Here is a 16,557-nt window from a genome sequence, read left to right as displayed (position 1 = left end):
GGTCCAGACTGTGTGAAAACGCGTCAGATGTGGTATGGTGGTCCAACGTTTTGGGGGATCATATGGGTCGCTTCATTTCTGGTGCTGATCGCAAACAAACCACGCTATTTCCGCCCTGCGTAGATGACTGGATCGGGGAAGATAATCCGGTTCGAGTGATTGATGCATTTGTCGATGCGCTCGATCTGTTGGGACTGGGATTTGAGGGCGTGGAGCCTGCTGCCACGGGCCGGCCCTCTTATCATCCGTCGGTTTTGCTCAAGCTCTACATTTACGGATATTTGAACCGGGTGCAGTCGAGCCGTCGTCTTGAGCGCGAGGCCGATCGCAATGTCGAACTCATGTGGCTGGTGGGTCGGCTTGTCCCTGATCACAAGACGATTGCGGATTTCCGTCGCGACAATGGCGTAGCGATCCGCCAAGTCTGCAGCCGTTTCGTCTTGCTTTGCCGGGAGATGAGCCTGCTCACGAGTGGAAGCGTCGCAATCGACGGCAGCAAGTTCAAAGCCGTCAATAATCGCGATCGCAACTTCACCAAGGCCAAGCTGGCGCGGCGCCGGGAACAGATCGAAGAGAGCGTCACACGTTATCTTGCCCAGCTCGACACGGCTGATCGGCATGAACCAACGGACGTGCTGGCTGCAAAAACGACGCGCCTGAAAGAGAGGATCGCCAAGCTCGAGGGGGAGATGAAACGTCTCGACGGACTGGAGGAGCAGATGCTGGCTGCATCAGATCAGCAGATATCCTTGACCGATCCAGATGCCCGCTCAATGGCCACCAGCGGCCGGGGAACTGGGATGGTCGGCTACAATGTCCAGATAGCCGTCGATACCGAAAACCACATCATCGTCACGCATGATGTGACGAATATCGGCAATGATCGCGCTCAACTCACCCGAATGTCGACGAAAACGAAAGCGGTGCTGGAAAAGGACCGGCTCGAGGTTGTCGTCGATCGTGGCTACTTCTCTGGCGTGGAAATACTGGCAAGTGAACAAGCCGGTGTGACGGTCACAATGCCAAGGCCGATGACCTCTGAAGCCAAAATGGCTGGGCGGTTTGGAAAACAAGACTTCATCTATCTCCCCGAGCAGGACGCTTATCGCTGTCCAGCGGGCGAAACTCTCAGCTACCGGTACACTCGCGAAGAAGGGGGACTGACGCTAAAACGCTATTGGGCAAGTGTCTGTGCAAACTGCTCGATGAAGGCGCAATGCACGCCGAGCAAACAGCGCCGTGTCTCCCGATGGGAGCATGAAGAGGTGATCGAAGCGATGCAGCATCGACTGGATGCAAATCCTAACGCTATGCGCATACGACGCCAGACCGTCGAACATCCCTTTGCCACCCTGAAGGCCCGAATGGGCTACACGCACTTCCTCACAAAGACGAAACCGCGCGTCTCAACCGAGATGGCGCTCCATGTCCTCGCTTACAACTTGACCAGGGTGCTCAACATCATGGGTAGTAAGGCAATCCTCAAAGCCATCGCGACCTAAAGGCAAGGCTGCGCCCAACTCGCGGCAATGCGGTTTTGTGAAATGAACTCCCTTCTCAAAAACACCGTTCCAGCGTTTTCACACGGCCTGGGTCGGCGTCCGCCGCGTTTTACCGTTTCACCAGCCCGATTTCGACAAGCCGTTCATGCAGATAATCATGCGCTGAAATCGGCGCTTCGCGTACCGGATTTTCCGCCGTCACGCATTGCGGCAAGGCTTCGATCATGAAGTCGGGCCGCAGATGCAGGAAGAAGGGCATGGAGTAACGCGAAACGCCGCGACGCTCGGGTGGTGGGTTGACGACCCGGTGACTGGTCGACGGTAGAACGTGATTGGTCAGCCGCTGCAGCATGTCACCCACATTGATGACGAGCGCGCCTTCAGGGGGCGTCACTGGCAGCCAGTTGCCATCGCGGTCCAGTAATTGCAGCCCGCCTTCCTCCGCACCCAGCAGCATCGTGATCAGGTTGATGTCCTCATGCGCCCCTGCGCGCACGCCGGGGGCGTCGGGCGACACGGGTGGATAATGAAGCAGGCGGATAATCGAATTGCCGTCGCGCACGGGATCGGCAAACCAGTCCTTTTCCAGACCCAGATAGAGTGCAATGGCCGACAGCAACTGCAATCCGACGCGATCGAACTCGGCAAACAAACGGGTATAGGTGCTACGAAAGCCGTCTATTTCGCTCGGCCAGATATTGGGCGGCATCGTGCCCGCCAGCGGGCTGCCTTCGGGAAGATCGCGGCCCACGTGCCAGAACTCTTTCAGATCGTTCTCGCTCGCACCTTTGGCGATCTCGGTGCCATAGGCTGTATAGCCCCGCTGCCCGCCGCCACCGGGTACGAGATACGCGCGCTTGGTCGCTTCAGGCAATGCGAAGAACGCCTTTGCGTTGGCCCATGCGTCCGCCACCAGCGCCGCGTCCATCCCGTGATCGCGCACCATCGCAAAGCCGAAGCGCTGAAAAGAAGCGCCGAAGTCCCTCGCGAAATCGGCGGAGGCGCCGTCTTTCAGCGAAAGAACGGGAATGGCATCAAGTACGGACTGCAACACGATAGGACTCCTTATATCCTATCGGTTTAGCCAAAGAGAGTGCGGCTGTCATCCGATCCCGGCTTGATTCCAGCGGCCTTGCTGTCGCAAGGGGAGCGAACCCTCGTTCAACCCAGAAGCGGAAACCCGATGCAGTATTGGCTGATGAAATCCGAACCCGATGTGTTTTCCTGGGACGATCTCGTCGCCAAGAAGAAGGCGGAGTGGGATGGTGTGCGCAATCATCAGGCGCAGGCGCATATGAAGGCGATGCGTAAAGGTGACCAGGCGCTGTTCTATCACAGCAATATCGGGCTGGAAGCGGTCGGCATCATGGAAATCGTCGAGGAAGCCGCGCCCGACAGTACCGACGACACCGGCAAGTGGATCGCCGTGCATGTCGCACCGGTGCGCAAATTGCCGCAGGGCGTTACTCTCAAAGCGATCAAGGCGGACCCTGCACTGGCGGGCATGGCGATGATCCGCCAGTCACGCCTCTCGGTATCCCCGGTCTCGGCGCAAGAATTCAGACATATCTTGAAGATGGCAGGCGAATAAGGCGCATACAGCGATTGCATGAAGCGCAATTGCTTCTGCGCCCTTTGCGATTGCGAGCATATTGCGATGCAGCAATAACGCGCCCAACATAACAAAACAGAGCGTAAGAGGTGTTTGTCGGGCATTCCAAAGGAGAAATTCGATGCGAATGCTGTCCAAAATTGTTCTTTCCGCGCTGGTCCTTTCCGTGGCTGCGCCTGCCCTTGCCGAAGACGCTGCCAAGGAGCGTTTCGTTCATGAAGGCTACACCTATGTCTATCAGGTGAAGTCCATCAAGGACGGCAAGCTCATCTCTGGCACACGCTATCCGGGTGCAACGGCGTTCCAGCTCAAGGTGGCTGGCGACAAAGTGAGCGGCACGTCGGGCGGTACCAAGGTCGCGTTCAACGTGGCCGAAGCGCGCGGCGCGGTTGCCGAAAAGAAGTAAGCTGCGGTAGACATCCTGTCTCCGCAACTATCGAAAAGGGCGGCTCCTTGCGGGGCCGCCCTTTCTCGTTGAAGCTGATGCCGAGGAATTTTAGCGGCAGCGGCGCTTGCTGTCGATTTCCTTGCCCAGCAATGCGCCAGCCGCTGCACCCAGAACCGTGCCGGTGGTGCGGTCGCCGCGAGTGTCGATCGCGCGACCGGCCAAAGCACCGCCAACGCCGCCGACGATGAGTCCGGTCGTGCCATTGCTCTTGCGGCAATAGGTGCGTCCGTCGCGACCGCGCCATTCCTTGTAGCGGTGATCGCGCCGCGCTTCTGCCTGGTCGGTGGGAAGCGCCATGGAGGCGGGGATCGCGATCGACGCCGCTGCCAATGAAAGCATGAATGTACGCATATGAAGTGCTCCTTCCTGTTTTAACTTCGAGCCTTGAACCACTGCCTTATGGGCAAGGTTGCATGAACCTTATACAACGACACACCATGTTGAATTTACGTTGGATTTTGTGCGGTATTCGGCGCGGCGTCCGCGTTTATGACAAAGGCTTGCCTACGGCGTTGCAATAGCTAATGTCGATGAAAGGCATCCCTAGGGGGGATCGCACAGGGTAGAGGGTGATCTTGAGAAGAGCGAGTTTCGTGCGCGAATCGGCCGATGTGCGACGGCAAAGTCTAATCGATGCGACTGCCCAATGTCTGGCAGAGCGCGGCGTAACCGGAACATCCGTACGAGCCATCTCCAAGCTGGCTGGCGTATCTTCGGGTCTTCTTACCCATTATTTCGACGGTATCGATTCTCTTATCCTTGCAACCTATCGCGACCTTGGCAAACGTGTCAGCCTTGCGACCGACCGGGCGGTGGAGGCTGCCGGCTCCGATCCACGCGCAAGGCTTGAGGCCTTCGTGCTCGCAAGTTTCGCGCCGCCGGTGCTTGATCCCAAATTGCTCGTGACATGGGTTGCCTTCTGGAGCCTGGTGCACGGTCGATCCGACATGGCGCAGGCGCATGCCGAAATGTATACCCAGTACCGCAACGATCTATCCGAACATCTTGCCGCGGTGAGACCCGAAAAGGATGCGGCGGGCATCCGGCTGGCAGCAATCGGAATTGCCGCACTGGTGGACGGCTTGTGGCTTGAATTATGTCTCGACCCTGCCACTTTCACGGTCGAGGAAGCATATGCGCTGGCGCGGGGGTGTATCGAGTCTCACGTTGGTAGGAACTGATCGTTTTTCTCGATCATTCGAAGCAAGAAATCCAATTTCCTAAATCGATCGCGGCGCACTATGTCTGCATCCTCAATCGAAGACCTCTAAGGAACTGGAGATATCATGGCGATCATTGGCAGCGAACTGAAGCCTTTTACGGCTACGGCGTATAAAGAAGGGGCGTTCGTCGACGTCACCGATGGCGATGTGAAGGGCAAGTGGGCCGTATTCTTCTTCTACCCCGCTGACTTCACTTTCGTTTGCCCGACCGAATTGGAAGATCTGGCCGACATCTACCCCACGCTGCAGGGCATGGGCGTTGAAGTGTACTCGGTATCGACCGACACGCATTTCAGCCACAAGGCCTGGCACGACACGTCGCCCGCCATCGGCAAGATCAACTATTACATGCTGGGCGACCAGAACCACGACATCAGCAACAACTTCGGCGTGCTGCGCGAAGGCGTTGGCCTTGCAGACCGGGCGACGTTCGTGATCGATCCGGAAGGCAAGATCCAGCTCGTCGAAATCACGCCTGAAGGCGTGGGTCGCAACGCCACGGAACTGCTGCGCAAGATCAAGGCTGCGCAATATTGGCAGAGCCATCCCGGCGAAGTTTGCCCGGCAAAGTGGGAAGAAGGCGAAACCACATTGGCGCCGTCCTTCGACCTCGTCGGCAAGATCTAAACTCACACTAATACCCTAAGGGTCGCAACGCTCTCCGGAGAGGCACATATGTGCTTCTCCGGATTGCACCCCCGCGCCTCTAATATATCGGAGCCTACGCCATGTTGGACGCCAATGTTAAAGCCCAGTTGAAAAGCTATCTCGTGAACATCACGCAGCCGATCGAGCTGGTGGCGTCGCTGGACGATGGCGCCAAATCGCGCGAGATGCTCGGACTGCTGGAAGATATCGTCAGCCTGACCGACAAGGCGACGTTGATCCGCAAGGATGACGACAAGCGCACCCCCAGTTTCATGATCCGCCGTGCGGGTACGGACATCGGTGTCCGCTTTGCCGGTCTGCCCATGGGGCATGAATTCACGTCCCTTGTTCTCGCATTGCTGCAGGTCGGCGGTCACCCGTCGAAGGCTGCGCAGGATGTGATCGAGCAGGTCAAGAACCTCGAAGGGGATTATGCCTTCGAAACCTATTTCTCGCTGTCGTGCCAGAACTGCCCGGATGTGGTGCAGGCGCTGAACCTGATGGCGGTGCTCAACCCGCGGATCAGCCATACGGCCATCGACGGCGCGCTGTTCCAGTCGGAAGTGGATGCCCGCAAGGTCATGGCCGTGCCGACCATCTTCCTGAACGGTGAGCCCTTCGGTCAGGGCCGTATGGAGCTGGAGCAGATCGTAGCCAAACTGGACAGCGGCGCTGTTGCGCGGGCTGCCGAGAAGCTGAAGGCGAAGGAAGCATTTGAAGTGCTGATCGTCGGTGGCGGACCCGCTGGCGCTGCGTCGGCCATCTATACCGCACGCAAGGGCATTCGGACGGGTATCGTCGCGGAACGCTTTGGCGGGCAGGTGCTCGACACGATGGGGATCGAGAACTTCATATCTGTCTCGCACACCGAAGGCCCGAAACTGGTCGCGCAGCTTGAGCAGCATGTGAAGGAATATGATGTCGACATCATGAACCTGCAGCGGGTCGAAAAGCTGATCCCCGCAACAAGCGAAGGCGGGTTCCATGAAGTGGTGCTGGCCAACGGCGCGTCGCTGAAGGCGCGGTCGGTGATCCTGTCCACCGGTGCGCGCTGGCGGCACATGAACGTGCCGGGTGAAGACGAATATCGCAACAAGGGCGTTGCCTATTGCCCGCATTGCGACGGCCCCCTGTTCAAGGGCAAGGACGTGGCAGTCATCGGCGGCGGCAATAGCGGCGTCGAAGCGGCCATCGACCTGGCGGGTATCGTTGCCCATGTCACGCTGATCGAATTCGACAGCCAGTTGCGGGCGGACGCAGTGCTGCAGCGCAAGCTGTTCAGCCTGCCCAACGTCAAGGTCATCACATCGGCGCTGACGACCGAAGTGCTGGGCGACGGCAACAAGGTCATCGGACTGACCTATAAGGATCGCAACAGCGACGCCGCGCATGTCGTCGACCTGCAGGGCATATTCGTGCAGATCGGGCTGGTGCCGAACACCGAGTTCCTTGGCGATACCGTGGCGCTGTCGTCGCGGGGCGAGATCGAAGTCGACCATCGCGGCGCGACGTCCATACCGGGCATATTCGCGGCGGGCGATGCGACGACGACGCCGTTCAAGCAGATCATCATCGCCATGGGCGAAGGATCGAAAGCGGGCCTGTCGGCATTCGATTATCTGATCCGTCTGGCACCGGAAAGTGCCGAGGCGGCGGCAGGTATGGATGAGGCCGCCGCGGCGTAAGGACGGTAGATTTTATCCTGTCGTCTTATGGCTTTGTCATTTTGGGAGGAACCAGACAGGTAACTGACGCGCTTTGTCTCCAACAAGTTCAAGCCGGAGCGCTCCTGCTCCCTCGCTGAGCGGAGCATGGAATGAAGCAACGAGACGATTGGCATCTTACGGAACGGGTCATGCATGAACAGGGCCGCGGCGATCCCTTCGCGGCGGCGATCCGGGGCACACGCATGCCGATGGTCATCACCGACCCGCGGCAGGACGACAACCCCATCGTGTTCGTGAACGAAGCGTTCCAGAAGCTGTGCGGATATGATGTCGAAGAGATTGTGGGTCGGAATTGCCGTTTCCTGCAAGGGCCGGATACCGACCCCGAGGCGCTGGAGAACATACGCGACGCCCTGCATGCCGAAGAAGCGATCAGCATCGACCTGTTGAATTACAAGAAGGACGGGTCGACCTTCTGGAACGCGCTCTACATTAGCCCGGTGCGCGGCGAGGACGGGAGCCTGCAGTTCTTCTTCGCCTCGCAACTCGACGTGTCGGACCGGATCGACGCGCAGAAGCAGATCGCCGAGCAGAAGGCAGCCGTGGAAGAACAAGTCAGGGCACGGACGGCGGACCTGCAGTCGGCGCTGGAAGAAAAGACCATATTGCTGCAGGAAGTCGATCACCGGGTGAAGAACAACCTGACGATGATCGGATCGCTGTTGCGGTTGCAGTCCCGCTCGCTGGGGGATCCGCAGTTGCAGCGCACGTTGGAGAACATGCTGGAGCGGATCGACGCATTGGCGATTGTCCATCGGCGATTGTATCAGTCGGAAGATATTTCGAAGTTCGATATCGGTCAGTTCGCTTCCAACCTGGCGGCGGACGTTCTGGGGACGTCGGGGCGCAGCAATATCGTGCTGGAGAGCGATGTCGAATCGGTGATTATCCCGTCCAGCAAAGCATCGGCGACCGGCCTGATCCTGAACGAGCTTATCACCAATTCCGTAAAGCATGCCTTTGCCGATGGCCGTCCGGGGACGTTGTCGCTGGCCGTCAAGGAAGCCGATGGCCAGATCACGATTTCATTGCGGGACGATGGGCCGGGCTTCGATGTCAACGTGTCGCACAGTACGTCCATAGGGCAGTCGCTCGTCCGGCGTCTTTCGCGGCAGATCAAGGCGGACACGCAGTGGCATAGCGACGCCAGCGGTACGCATGTTTCCGTCATTTTCCCCACAAACGCTACGTAACCTAGGATTTTCATCGATGTCGCAGTGCGTCGCCCCGTTAAATGTCCTGATCGTGGAGGATGAAGCCCTTCTTGCGATGGATATCGAAGCCATGATCGTGGATGCCGGTCATCGCGTCGTCGGTGAAGCGGCGTCGCTGCGCGAGGTGCGGGCGATGACGCTGGCCAAAGCGCCGCATGTCGCTTTCGTCGATATCCAGTTGGCCGAGGACTCCAACGGGCTGGACGTATGCACCTATATCCATGAGAAATGGGCGAGTACGGCGGTGGTGTTCGTCACCGCCAATCCGGGGAAGATCCCCGTCGACTTCTGCGGTGCCTATGGTGTCATTCCCAAACCCTTCAGCCGTAGCGGCCTGATGCTGGCCATGCGCTATCTGGAGGAAGGGGTATGCGACCCGCCGCCAGTGTCGCCGCGGCCGTCCAGTTTCCTGGCATCGCCCGAAATGGTGACCCGATGGGACAAGCCGCTGAACTGAGGGCGGCCTGTGCAGTTGCGGTTTCGACCGAGGGTGCGGTCAGTGCGTACTGACAGCACCCAAGCGGCTATTATCCTTCAATGCAATAGCTAATCGGTTTGAAGCTGCCGCCGTTCGATTGGAGCGCGGAGCAGGCGGTGAGGCCGACGATCAGATCCATCCTTGCGAGGAATGTTATGTGGTCCCCCGCCTTGCTGAGCGGCGGTTCTACAGTGAAGGTGCCGGTTGCGCCGTCGACGGGCACGTTCATGAAGCAGTTGAACGCGGTCGGGATCGCGTCCGGCACGATGCCATAAGGCACCAGCGCCTCCGCCAGATTGCCGAAGCAGCCGCGATGCGGATCGGTGTCGCCATAGATGATGCGGAAGGTATCCTTCGAGCAAGGCGTGAGCAGGAAGTCGTGCCGCCCCACCGTGTCCGCAACGATATCCAGCATCACCCGGCTGCGGTTGGAATAGAGCGGATCGCCGGTGGTGAGGTAGAGGCGGCTGGCATAATCCAGCGTGCGGCCCGACGAGAGCACTTCGCCAATATCCTCCTGACTATAGGCCAGCAGATCGGCGACCTGGCCGCCGGTGGGGTCTATGACAGTCAGCGTCTGTCCGGCCTTTACGACGAAGGCCGTGCCGGTGCGCGGCGCGATGGTCAGGATGTCGGAGTTGAGGCTGTCAGGCAAAGGTCGATGTTTCCTTTCGCTGGAAGGGGCAGGCCCAGTCGTTCGAGACCGCCCGACCGCTATATTGGCGGGCTTCGCTGGCTTCGCCATGGCGGGCAAGCATGGGGTTGATGTCCCCCGCCAGCGCTTCGTCCCGCGACAGGATGGCGCTGCGGATCTTCTCATAGCGGCCCTGTTCCCGCAGAACGGTGAACTGATCGTGCAGGTTGAAGATGAGGCCGGGGATGGGGAAGCGCCGCGCCGGGCGGCTGGCACCGGGATGGATACCGACGACGAAGAAGGCTTCACCGGCAAAGCTGAGCGAGAAATGGGGATCGTCCGGATCGGTGCTGATCGTGGGATCGGGGGCATAGCCCAGCCAGCTATCCTTGTCGGTCAGCGACTGGATACGCTCCCACAGCAAGCCTTCGAAGGTCGGCTCGTCCAGATCGTCCGGCCCTTCGAACAGGACGACGAGGGTGCGGAACAAGGCCCGGTCGCTGCGATAGCGGCTGACCGTCTCGCCAAGGGCAGGCAAGACGCGGAGGTCATCCCATGCCGACGCGATGTCGCGGGCAATGACGAAGTCCATCTGGCCGCTGGCAAGGGCGGACTTGGCCCCGACACAGGGGAAAGACGCAGAGCGGATATGGGTTCTGAACCGATCCGCGAGCGGATGGTCGTTGTCGAAATACGCTGTAACCATGCCGACCCAACCCGCAAAGACGCGGGAAGTTCAACGGGAAAGGGTTGATATGGGTTAATGGCGGCGGCGGGCGTGGGGGAAATAAGTCGATACGTGGAATGGGGTGTGTGTTGGATTTGTTGGATTTTGGGGCGTGGAGTTGAAGGCGCGAGTTAACGTTGAAGAAAATTCTCCTAGCGTAATCACGCGGATAATCTAATCTGGTTATTCACAAGTCGAGCGGAGTCGAAAAATGGCCGGACGCATAAGAGAACGTGACCTAATTATTCCAGCTCTTCGGGCTGCTTCTGCAAAAGGTGGCGAAATTACAACCACTAACCTAATTAAAGCCTTAGCAGAAGAGTTTGAACCAGACGGTCAGGACGCTGAAATTCTAATTGATCGGAATGATACCTATTTTAGTCAAAAGGTTAGAAACTTAATTTCACACCGCACAACAAGCACGAGCATGTTTACCAAAGGTTATGCGGAATATCATGACGGCAGCGAGTCATTCAGTATTACTGAATTGGGTCAGCAATTTTTAAATCAGGTGCCAGACGAGTAGCGGGATTTATATCCTGGCTTAAGCCATTTAAGCTCAGTGCCGGTCGTTTCCTTATCCCAAACAAACCATGCATACGCTGTTGTTCCGCTCCCCTTCTGGATTGCGCCGGCGGGATAAAACGTGATGCGCTCACTAAATGTCCAAATGCGCGAAGGTGGTGTGTCGGTAAAAATCGTCCTCTGTCGGTTGGCACCTTCGAGAAAAGCAAGTCGCAATAACAACGCAAATTTCTGTTCAGCAGCACGTAAACCTGATTTAACAAATCCTTCAGCAGCATTGTACGGGGGGTTTGTAACGATATTGGCAGAACGCCGATTGGTATGAAGGAAATCAATTCCTCCTTCGCCGTAGCCACGATCGTATAGGTCTGTGCTGACGACAGGATTGCCCGTTTTAGCGAGCACTTCTGACATAGCGCCATTGCCGCATGCAGGCTCCCAAATCTCTCCTTCAAACTTCTCATTGTCGATCAGGGCATAGGTAGCCCAAGCAGGCGTTGGGAAAAAATCCGGGCCATCGAGATCCGCGAAACGCTTCATGGTGGGCTTGAAGCCCCCATTAAGATTGTATGTAATATCCATGAAAAAAGTATATCAGAATCATGCACTTAGTCAAATTTTCCTAAGTGTCTCAAAAGACTCAATAAAACTCGCGGAAGCATCCATCAAACTAGTAACCACCTTCACATAACCAAATAGGCACAAATATCTTGACAGCGTGACGCTCATATGGCACATGAGTAGATATTGGGAAAACTGAGTCGCTGCGGCGGCGCGATGCAGAGGCTGGTCCGGAAGGGCTGGCCTTTTTTGTGTCGTGCGCGGGCGGGAGGAGGAGCGCTATGGTGGGGAGTTCGGGGGAAAAGCGGGGCGATGCGGCACAGAAGGCGCATGACGCCCCGGCGGCCAAGCCGCGCAAGACGCGGAGCGATGGGTGGACGGCGGAGAAGCGCTTTGCGTTCTGCCGCGCGCTGGAGGAGACGTGCGACGTCAAGGAATCCGCGCAGCGCGTGGGGATGCATGTCAGCGGCGCCTATGACCTGCGGGCGCGCGATCCGTCCTTCTGCCGGGAATGGATGCAGGCGATCAACCGCGCGGTCATGGACCTGGAGCTGGAATTGCTGCGTCAGGCGAAGTTCGGGACGGAGCGGGAGGAAGTGACGCGCACCGGCAATGGCGCCGACGCGCCGGTGACGCAGCGCAAGACGATCCGCACCTATGCCCCGGCGCAGGCTTTGCGCGCGATCGCGGCGCATCGGATGACGGCGATGCAGGTGCGGGTGCAGGAGGCAGTCGAGGAGGAACGGGCGGAGGCTGCGCGCAAGGCTGCGGAGGTGGCTGCACGGCCCGATGCGCAGACGGCGGTGGATCGGGTCCGGGCGGAAGTGGAGCGGGTGCGGGCGAAGCTGGATGCGGCGGGTGAAGGTGGTGCGTAACCATTAGCACCGTTCACCCTGAGCTTGTCGAAGGGCCATTCTTCCTAAGAAGAAAGAGGCTTCGACAAGCTCAGCCCGAACGGTGGTGGGGGGGAGGCGATTAGGAATGGTGAGTGTGTTGACGGAGTTGGCGCAATTGCCATCGGCCGCGCGGGACGATCTGTTCCGGCGCATGGACGACGCCACGGCTGCGGCTTTGGAAAATAGCTGGGAGGCAATGGGCCATGACGGGCAGAAGCCGCCCGAGGGTGACTGGCGCGTGTGGTTGATGATGGCGGGGCGCGGCTTTGGCAAGACGCGGGCGGGGGCGGAATGGGTGCAGGGCATCGCGATGCGCGATGGCGGCGCGCGGATCGCTCTGGTCGGAGCCAGCCCCGCCGAAGCGCGCAGCGTGATGGTGGAAGGCGAGAGCGGCTTGCTGGCGGTGGCGCGGCTGCGGGGGATGCCGCCGCTATGGTATCCGGCGCTGCGGCGGCTGGAATGGGCTTCGGGCGCGCAGGCGTTTACGATCGGTGCGTCCGACCCGGAGGCTTTGCGCGGGCCGCAGTTCAGCCATGCCTGGGCCGACGAAATCGCCAAATGGCCGATGGGACAGGCGGCGTGGGACAATCTGGAGCTGGCGTTGCGGCTGGGCGACTGGCCGCGGGTGCTGGCGACGACGACGCCGCGCCCGGTGGCGTTGCTGCGCGGGTTGCTGGCGCGCGGGGACGCGGGCGGCGTGGTGTGTACGACCGGGCGGACGGAGGACAATCGCGGGCATCTGGCCCCCGGCTTTATCGAGGCCGTGACGGCGCAGTTCGGCGGCACGCGGCTGGGGCGGCAGGAGCTGGACGGCGCGATGATGGAGGATGTGGAAGGCGCTTTGTGGACGCGCGACCTGATCGAGCGGTGCCGGGTGCGGCATGTGCCGGCGGTGGCGGCGGGGGGAGGCGCGGCGCTGTCCCGCGTGGTGGTGGGCGTCGATCCGCCGGCTGGCTCCGGGGATGGCGATGCGTGCGGGATCGTGGTGGCGGGCGTGGGCGTGGACGGGCGCGCCTATGTGGTGGCGGACGCGAGCGTCGAGGGGCGCGGGCCGGAAGGCTGGGCGCGGGCAGTGGCGGGCGCAGCCTTTGCGCATGGCGCGGACCGGGTGATTGCCGAAGCGAATAATGGCGGGGCGATGATCGAAAGCGTGCTGCGCGCGGTGGACGATAGCCTGCCGGTGCGGCTGGTCCATGCGTCGCGGGGGAAATCTGCGCGGGCGGAGCCGGTGGCGGCTTTGTATGAAGCGGGCAGGGTGGCGCATCGCGGGGCTTTCCCAGCGCTGGAGGACCAATTGTGCGGGATGCTGATCGGGGGCGGCTATGCAGGGCCGGGGCGCTCGCCGGACCGGGCCGATGCGTGCGTGTGGGCGCTGACGGCGCTGATGCTGGGCAAGGGGCGCGGGGGCGTGGTGCGGGTAAGGGGGGTGTGAGGGACTTTCACACCGTCGTCATGCTGAACTGGTTTCAGCATCCATTTGTGGTCCTATGGGGTGTATGGGGCACTTGGTGCAGTTTGTGGGGCGCGATGGATCCTGAAACGAGTTCAGGATGACGGACATAGGGATAACCGGCGTTGGGAAGAGGACGAAGCGCCTTTCCGGGAACCGGCGGCGGGGGTATTCGTTCTGTTTGAGAACCTATTTTACATCGGAGTATGGACATGAAAACGACCATGATGATCGCAGCAGCCGTAGGCGCTTCGCTGATCGCGGGGCCGGTGATGGCGCAATCGCTGAACAGCAAGGACCGGGCGCGGATCGCGCGGGCGGCGCCGCGGGATCGCGACGATGTGCGCTATTGCCTGATCCAGGGGAAAAAGGGCCGCGACAAGGGCACGGTGATCGGTGCCGCCGGTGGTGCCGGTGTAGGCGCGCTGGCTGGCGGCAATCTGGGCGAGAGCCTGCTGGCCGGTGCGGCGGGTGCTGTAGCGGGCCGGGTGATCGGCAAGAGCGAAGGGACGAATTCGACCTGCGACCGAGTGTTGCGCCGGAACAGGTAGTGAACGCGCTACTTGATAGCCGGTGAGTTCCGACCGCCGCGGGGACGAGTTGCGTCGGCTCCAATAGTCGTGCAGTATTCATATATGGCGAGTTACTGGCTCACGACTTTGGCTGCAGTCGCTGCGGCAATGGGTGTGGTTTGTCCCGCCCAAGCAAGGTCGCTTTGGGAAGAGTTGCCAATAGGTATGGCGGATACTGAGCTGCAGGCGATGTATCCGCCGACCGCCAAGGCGATATATTCCATCGGGTGGGCAAAAATCGCGCCTATATTTTATACTGACGATTGCCCCGGTATCGCAGATATTGATTTGGGTTCTAATGGCATTATCAAACGGGTACGGCTTGTCGGTGCAGCGGATACGACAGGAGCATGTTACCGAGCAGTCCAGCGCAAGCTACTGTTGGAACTGGGTGAACCAAAGCAAAAATCGCCGATGACATGGTTTGATGGTGACACGCAAATCATCTTCATGCGCGCTTTGACCACCAACACAATGCGATCCATCGAGGGAAGTCCCATGTTTGATACGTGGCGCATTACCTATCAACGGAAACGTAGAGAATAATTGGCACTAAATTAACTTCGTCAACCACGCCCGCGCGTCGTCCATATCCATGAACACGCGCACGCGGTCATGCACCAATGTGCGTTCGGCCTGTGCCTTGTTGAGCTGACTGCCGACGACAACGGCCGCGCGGCCGGTGGTGAGAGCCATCCCGCCGCGCATGACACCGGTCAGCAAGTCCGCGACATCATTTGCCTGAACGGGAAATTCGAGGGATTCGACCAGCACGTTGAAGTCGTCGCGCGCGGATTTGGCCGTTTGCGCGGCATTGCCGACGGTTTTTGCCAGAGCGGCAACGTCTTCCGGCTGGAAGAAGCCTTTGACGACGATATTCAGGCAATTGGTGCCACGGTCGTAAGATGCCTGAAACATGAAATCCCGGAGCTGTCGATAGGATGCGGCGGTGGATGCTGCATTGCACCCTTGACGCTATTCCTTGATTTTAGCCACATATTTCTGCGGCTCGACGCCTTTTGCGCCGCAAGGGATTGCCATATAAATCGGTCATGCGCCTGACCTTCACAAAACGTAGCGGCAAGTATGACGACCTGCACATCGCGCGCGATGGCAGCGTGGAGACAGTCGCTTGCCCCAAGCAGGGGATCATTCCGCACGACATGGTGCATTATGCCGTGGAAAGCATATTGGCGCATCGCGGCTTCCTGACGCTGGTCGCGGAAGGGCAGACGGCGGGGCCGCGCATGGTCCTGTCAGGCGATAGCGAGGAAGCGATCGAGCGGCTGGTCGAGACGTTTCAGGCGGAAATGTGGGGCGGGCGCGTGAGCGCGGACGACGTGCTGGCGACGTTTCGCCATGCGTGCGAAGCGCGCGGCCATGGCACGATCCCGGTGTCGCCGGACGATGTTGCCGCCATCCGCGCGCGGATCGATACGCTGACGGAGGAATGGACGCAGTTGCCGGTGAACGGCGCGCTCACCTTCTCCTTTTAGGAGACGGGCGGGAAAGGCGGGAAAGCGAGCGGCGCGACGGCGGCGCCGGGGCTGCCCTGCGTAACGGCGGCATAGAGCCACTGGCCGGGCGCGCTGAACGCCATGAGGTCGATCGCGATCTGCATGACGACGATGCTGCCCAGACCCCAGAGCCAGGCCGGATGGACGCGCCCGTCGCGGCGCAGATCGCGGACGATGCCCGCAATCGGGAACAGGATAACGAACGCAAACACCGCCCAGCCTGCATAAGGGATCATCAGGGGTAGCGGTATCAGTCGACCGATCCCCGGCCCGAGCAGGATGGACATGCCGCAGAACATCAGGCGGCGGTGCCATTGGGTTTTGCGGCGCAGGCGGATGGCAGCGATGGCGAGACCGGCAAAGGTGAACAGCGTCATCGGGTCCATGATGAGGAAATAGAGCGGCTGAAAGAAGAACGGCGTCTGGCCGCGCCGCACGATCGCCACGGTCACGATCAGGCCCATGACGACCATGGTGGGTATCCAGACGACCGACAGCCAGCCAAGGCGCTTGTGCAGCGCCGTGTTGCCCATGCCGACCAGCAGGTTCTGAAGCAGGTACAGCGCCGCCCAGCCGAAGAAGACCAGCGCGTGAATGTGCACAAAGAGCGGTACGGCGAAAGTCGAACGGCCCATCGCCAGTTGTACGGAAAAGCCCAGGACGAGCACGGCCATCATGATGCCGGCGGAGATCGTCCAGAAGCGTTCGGCGCGCACCGATGCGCCAGATGCAGTATGTGCAAGCGTTGCCATAAGTCCCCCCCACGGGAAGTTGCGTCGCAAATATAGCGGAAAGCCGACGGGTTGGGGAGGGGTGTTTTTCA

At 59.9% G+C, this 16,557-nt stretch carries 21 protein-coding genes; 14 read left to right on the top strand and 7 right to left on the bottom strand.

Annotated elements, in window-relative coordinates; all coding sequences use genetic code 11:
- Positions 1-62 precede the first annotated feature (62 nt).
- Positions 63-1,502 carry an IS1182 family transposase gene (locus QMG56_RS07700; protein WP_281821994.1) on the top strand — a complete coding sequence of 480 codons (1,440 nt, stop codon included), beginning with the start codon at positions 63-65 and terminating at the stop codon, positions 1,500-1,502.
- 109 nt (positions 1,503-1,611) lie between these two features.
- Here the strand turns inward: QMG56_RS07700 and QMG56_RS07695 are convergent, their stop codons facing one another.
- Complete coding sequence (locus QMG56_RS07695) at positions 1,612-2,556, bottom strand: isopenicillin N synthase family oxygenase (RefSeq protein ID WP_281821978.1); 945 nt, start codon at positions 2,554-2,556, stop codon at positions 1,612-1,614.
- A gap of 129 nt (positions 2,557-2,685) precedes the next feature.
- Between QMG56_RS07695 and QMG56_RS07690 the strand changes: the two genes are divergently transcribed.
- The gene (locus QMG56_RS07690; protein ID WP_230187057.1) at positions 2,686-3,093 is read left to right on the top strand and encodes an EVE domain-containing protein; all 408 of its coding nucleotides are present in this window, start codon (positions 2,686-2,688) and stop codon (positions 3,091-3,093) included.
- A gap of 148 nt (positions 3,094-3,241) precedes the next feature.
- The gene (locus QMG56_RS07685) at positions 3,242-3,520 is read left to right on the top strand and encodes a hypothetical protein (RefSeq protein WP_375713657.1); all 279 of its coding nucleotides are present in this window, start codon (positions 3,242-3,244) and stop codon (positions 3,518-3,520) included.
- A gap of 90 nt (positions 3,521-3,610) precedes the next feature.
- Here QMG56_RS07685 and QMG56_RS07680 read toward each other — a convergent pair whose 3' ends face one another.
- Positions 3,611-3,913, bottom strand: coding sequence for a glycine zipper 2TM domain-containing protein (locus QMG56_RS07680; RefSeq protein WP_230187059.1), 303 nt, complete (start codon positions 3,911-3,913; stop codon positions 3,611-3,613).
- Positions 3,914-4,155: 242 nt separating this feature from the next.
- On the opposite strand from QMG56_RS07680, the gene betI reads away from it, so the two are divergent.
- The 5 genes from betI (at position 4,156) to QMG56_RS07655 (ending at position 8,831) form a co-directional block, all read left to right on the top strand.
- Positions 4,156-4,743 (top strand): transcriptional regulator BetI, encoded by a 588-nt coding sequence (gene betI, locus QMG56_RS07675; RefSeq protein WP_230187060.1) that lies wholly within the window; start codon positions 4,156-4,158, stop codon positions 4,741-4,743.
- Between the two features lie 105 nt (positions 4,744-4,848).
- Entirely contained in the window at positions 4,849-5,412 is a 564-nt protein-coding gene (gene ahpC / locus QMG56_RS07670) for an alkyl hydroperoxide reductase subunit C (protein WP_281821975.1), read from the top strand.
- Between the two features lie 101 nt (positions 5,413-5,513).
- On the top strand, positions 5,514-7,118 hold the full coding sequence (gene ahpF, locus QMG56_RS07665; protein WP_281821974.1) for an alkyl hydroperoxide reductase subunit F: 1,605 nt from the start codon (positions 5,514-5,516) through the stop codon (positions 7,116-7,118).
- A 131-nt stretch (positions 7,119-7,249) separates the two neighbouring features.
- The gene (locus QMG56_RS07660; protein WP_281821973.1) at positions 7,250-8,353 is read left to right on the top strand and encodes a histidine kinase dimerization/phosphoacceptor domain -containing protein; all 1,104 of its coding nucleotides are present in this window, start codon (positions 7,250-7,252) and stop codon (positions 8,351-8,353) included.
- 16 nt (positions 8,354-8,369) lie between these two features.
- Positions 8,370-8,831, top strand: coding sequence for a response regulator (locus QMG56_RS07655; protein WP_230187064.1), 462 nt, complete (start codon positions 8,370-8,372; stop codon positions 8,829-8,831).
- 70 nt (positions 8,832-8,901) lie between these two features.
- On the opposite strand, the gene QMG56_RS07650 is transcribed toward QMG56_RS07655, so the two are convergent.
- Positions 8,902-9,507, bottom strand: coding sequence for an urea carboxylase-associated family protein (locus QMG56_RS07650; RefSeq protein ID WP_281821972.1), 606 nt, complete (start codon positions 9,505-9,507; stop codon positions 8,902-8,904).
- Positions 9,500-10,192, bottom strand: a complete 693-nt coding sequence (gene gntA / locus QMG56_RS07645; RefSeq protein ID WP_281821971.1) for a guanitoxin biosynthesis heme-dependent pre-guanitoxin N-hydroxylase GntA — start codon at positions 10,190-10,192, stop codon at positions 9,500-9,502. Before gntA ends, QMG56_RS07650 begins: the two co-directional genes overlap by 8 nt.
- Before the next feature lie 232 nt (positions 10,193-10,424).
- Here gntA and QMG56_RS07640 point away from each other — a divergent pair, with 232 nt between their 5' ends.
- Complete coding sequence (locus QMG56_RS07640) at positions 10,425-10,739, top strand: hypothetical protein (protein WP_281821970.1); 315 nt, start codon at positions 10,425-10,427, stop codon at positions 10,737-10,739.
- Here the strand turns inward: QMG56_RS07640 and QMG56_RS07635 are convergent.
- Positions 10,721-11,320 (bottom strand): hypothetical protein, encoded by a 600-nt coding sequence (locus tag QMG56_RS07635; RefSeq protein ID WP_281821969.1) that lies wholly within the window; start codon positions 11,318-11,320, stop codon positions 10,721-10,723. The genes QMG56_RS07640 and QMG56_RS07635 overlap by 19 nt on opposite strands.
- 260 nt (positions 11,321-11,580) lie before the next feature.
- On the opposite strand from QMG56_RS07635, the gene QMG56_RS23425 reads away from it, so the two are divergent.
- The 4 genes from QMG56_RS23425 to QMG56_RS07615 all read left to right on the top strand — a co-directional run bounded on the left by QMG56_RS23425 (position 11,581) and on the right by QMG56_RS07615 (position 14,763).
- Complete coding sequence (locus QMG56_RS23425; protein WP_375713654.1) at positions 11,581-12,174, top strand: hypothetical protein; 594 nt, start codon at positions 11,581-11,583, stop codon at positions 12,172-12,174.
- Between the two features lie 106 nt (positions 12,175-12,280).
- Entirely contained in the window at positions 12,281-13,627 is a 1,347-nt protein-coding gene (locus QMG56_RS07625; protein ID WP_281821967.1) for a DNA-packaging protein, read from the top strand.
- Between the two features lie 230 nt (positions 13,628-13,857).
- A complete protein-coding gene (locus QMG56_RS07620) occupies positions 13,858-14,196 on the top strand; it encodes a hypothetical protein (protein ID WP_281821966.1) in 339 nt (112 codons plus the stop codon).
- An 84-nt stretch (positions 14,197-14,280) separates the two neighbouring features.
- The gene (locus QMG56_RS07615; RefSeq protein ID WP_281821964.1) at positions 14,281-14,763 is read left to right on the top strand and encodes a hypothetical protein; all 483 of its coding nucleotides are present in this window, start codon (positions 14,281-14,283) and stop codon (positions 14,761-14,763) included.
- A 6-nt stretch (positions 14,764-14,769) separates the two neighbouring features.
- Here the strand turns inward: QMG56_RS07615 and QMG56_RS07610 are convergent, their stop codons facing one another.
- Positions 14,770-15,135, bottom strand: a complete 366-nt coding sequence (locus tag QMG56_RS07610) for a hypothetical protein (RefSeq protein ID WP_281821962.1) — start codon at positions 15,133-15,135, stop codon at positions 14,770-14,772.
- A 134-nt stretch (positions 15,136-15,269) separates the two neighbouring features.
- On the opposite strand from QMG56_RS07610, the gene QMG56_RS07605 reads away from it, so the two are divergent.
- Positions 15,270-15,713, top strand: coding sequence for a hypothetical protein (locus tag QMG56_RS07605; protein WP_281821961.1), 444 nt, complete (start codon positions 15,270-15,272; stop codon positions 15,711-15,713).
- On the opposite strand, the gene QMG56_RS07600 is transcribed toward QMG56_RS07605, so the two are convergent.
- Positions 15,710-16,486 carry a hypothetical protein gene (locus tag QMG56_RS07600; RefSeq protein WP_281821960.1) on the bottom strand — a complete coding sequence of 259 codons (777 nt, stop codon included), beginning with the start codon at positions 16,484-16,486 and terminating at the stop codon, positions 15,710-15,712. The two genes, QMG56_RS07605 and QMG56_RS07600, sit on opposite strands and share 4 nt — an antisense overlap.
- Between the last annotated feature and the right edge of the window lie 71 nt (positions 16,487-16,557).

Source organism: Sphingobium sp. BS19 (assembly GCF_027925545.1).
In the GTDB taxonomy this organism is placed as follows: Bacteria; Pseudomonadota; Alphaproteobacteria; order Sphingomonadales; family Sphingomonadaceae; genus Sphingobium.
The sequence above is the reverse complement of the archived record's forward strand: the minus strand, read 5'-3'. Positions and strand labels throughout refer to the sequence as shown.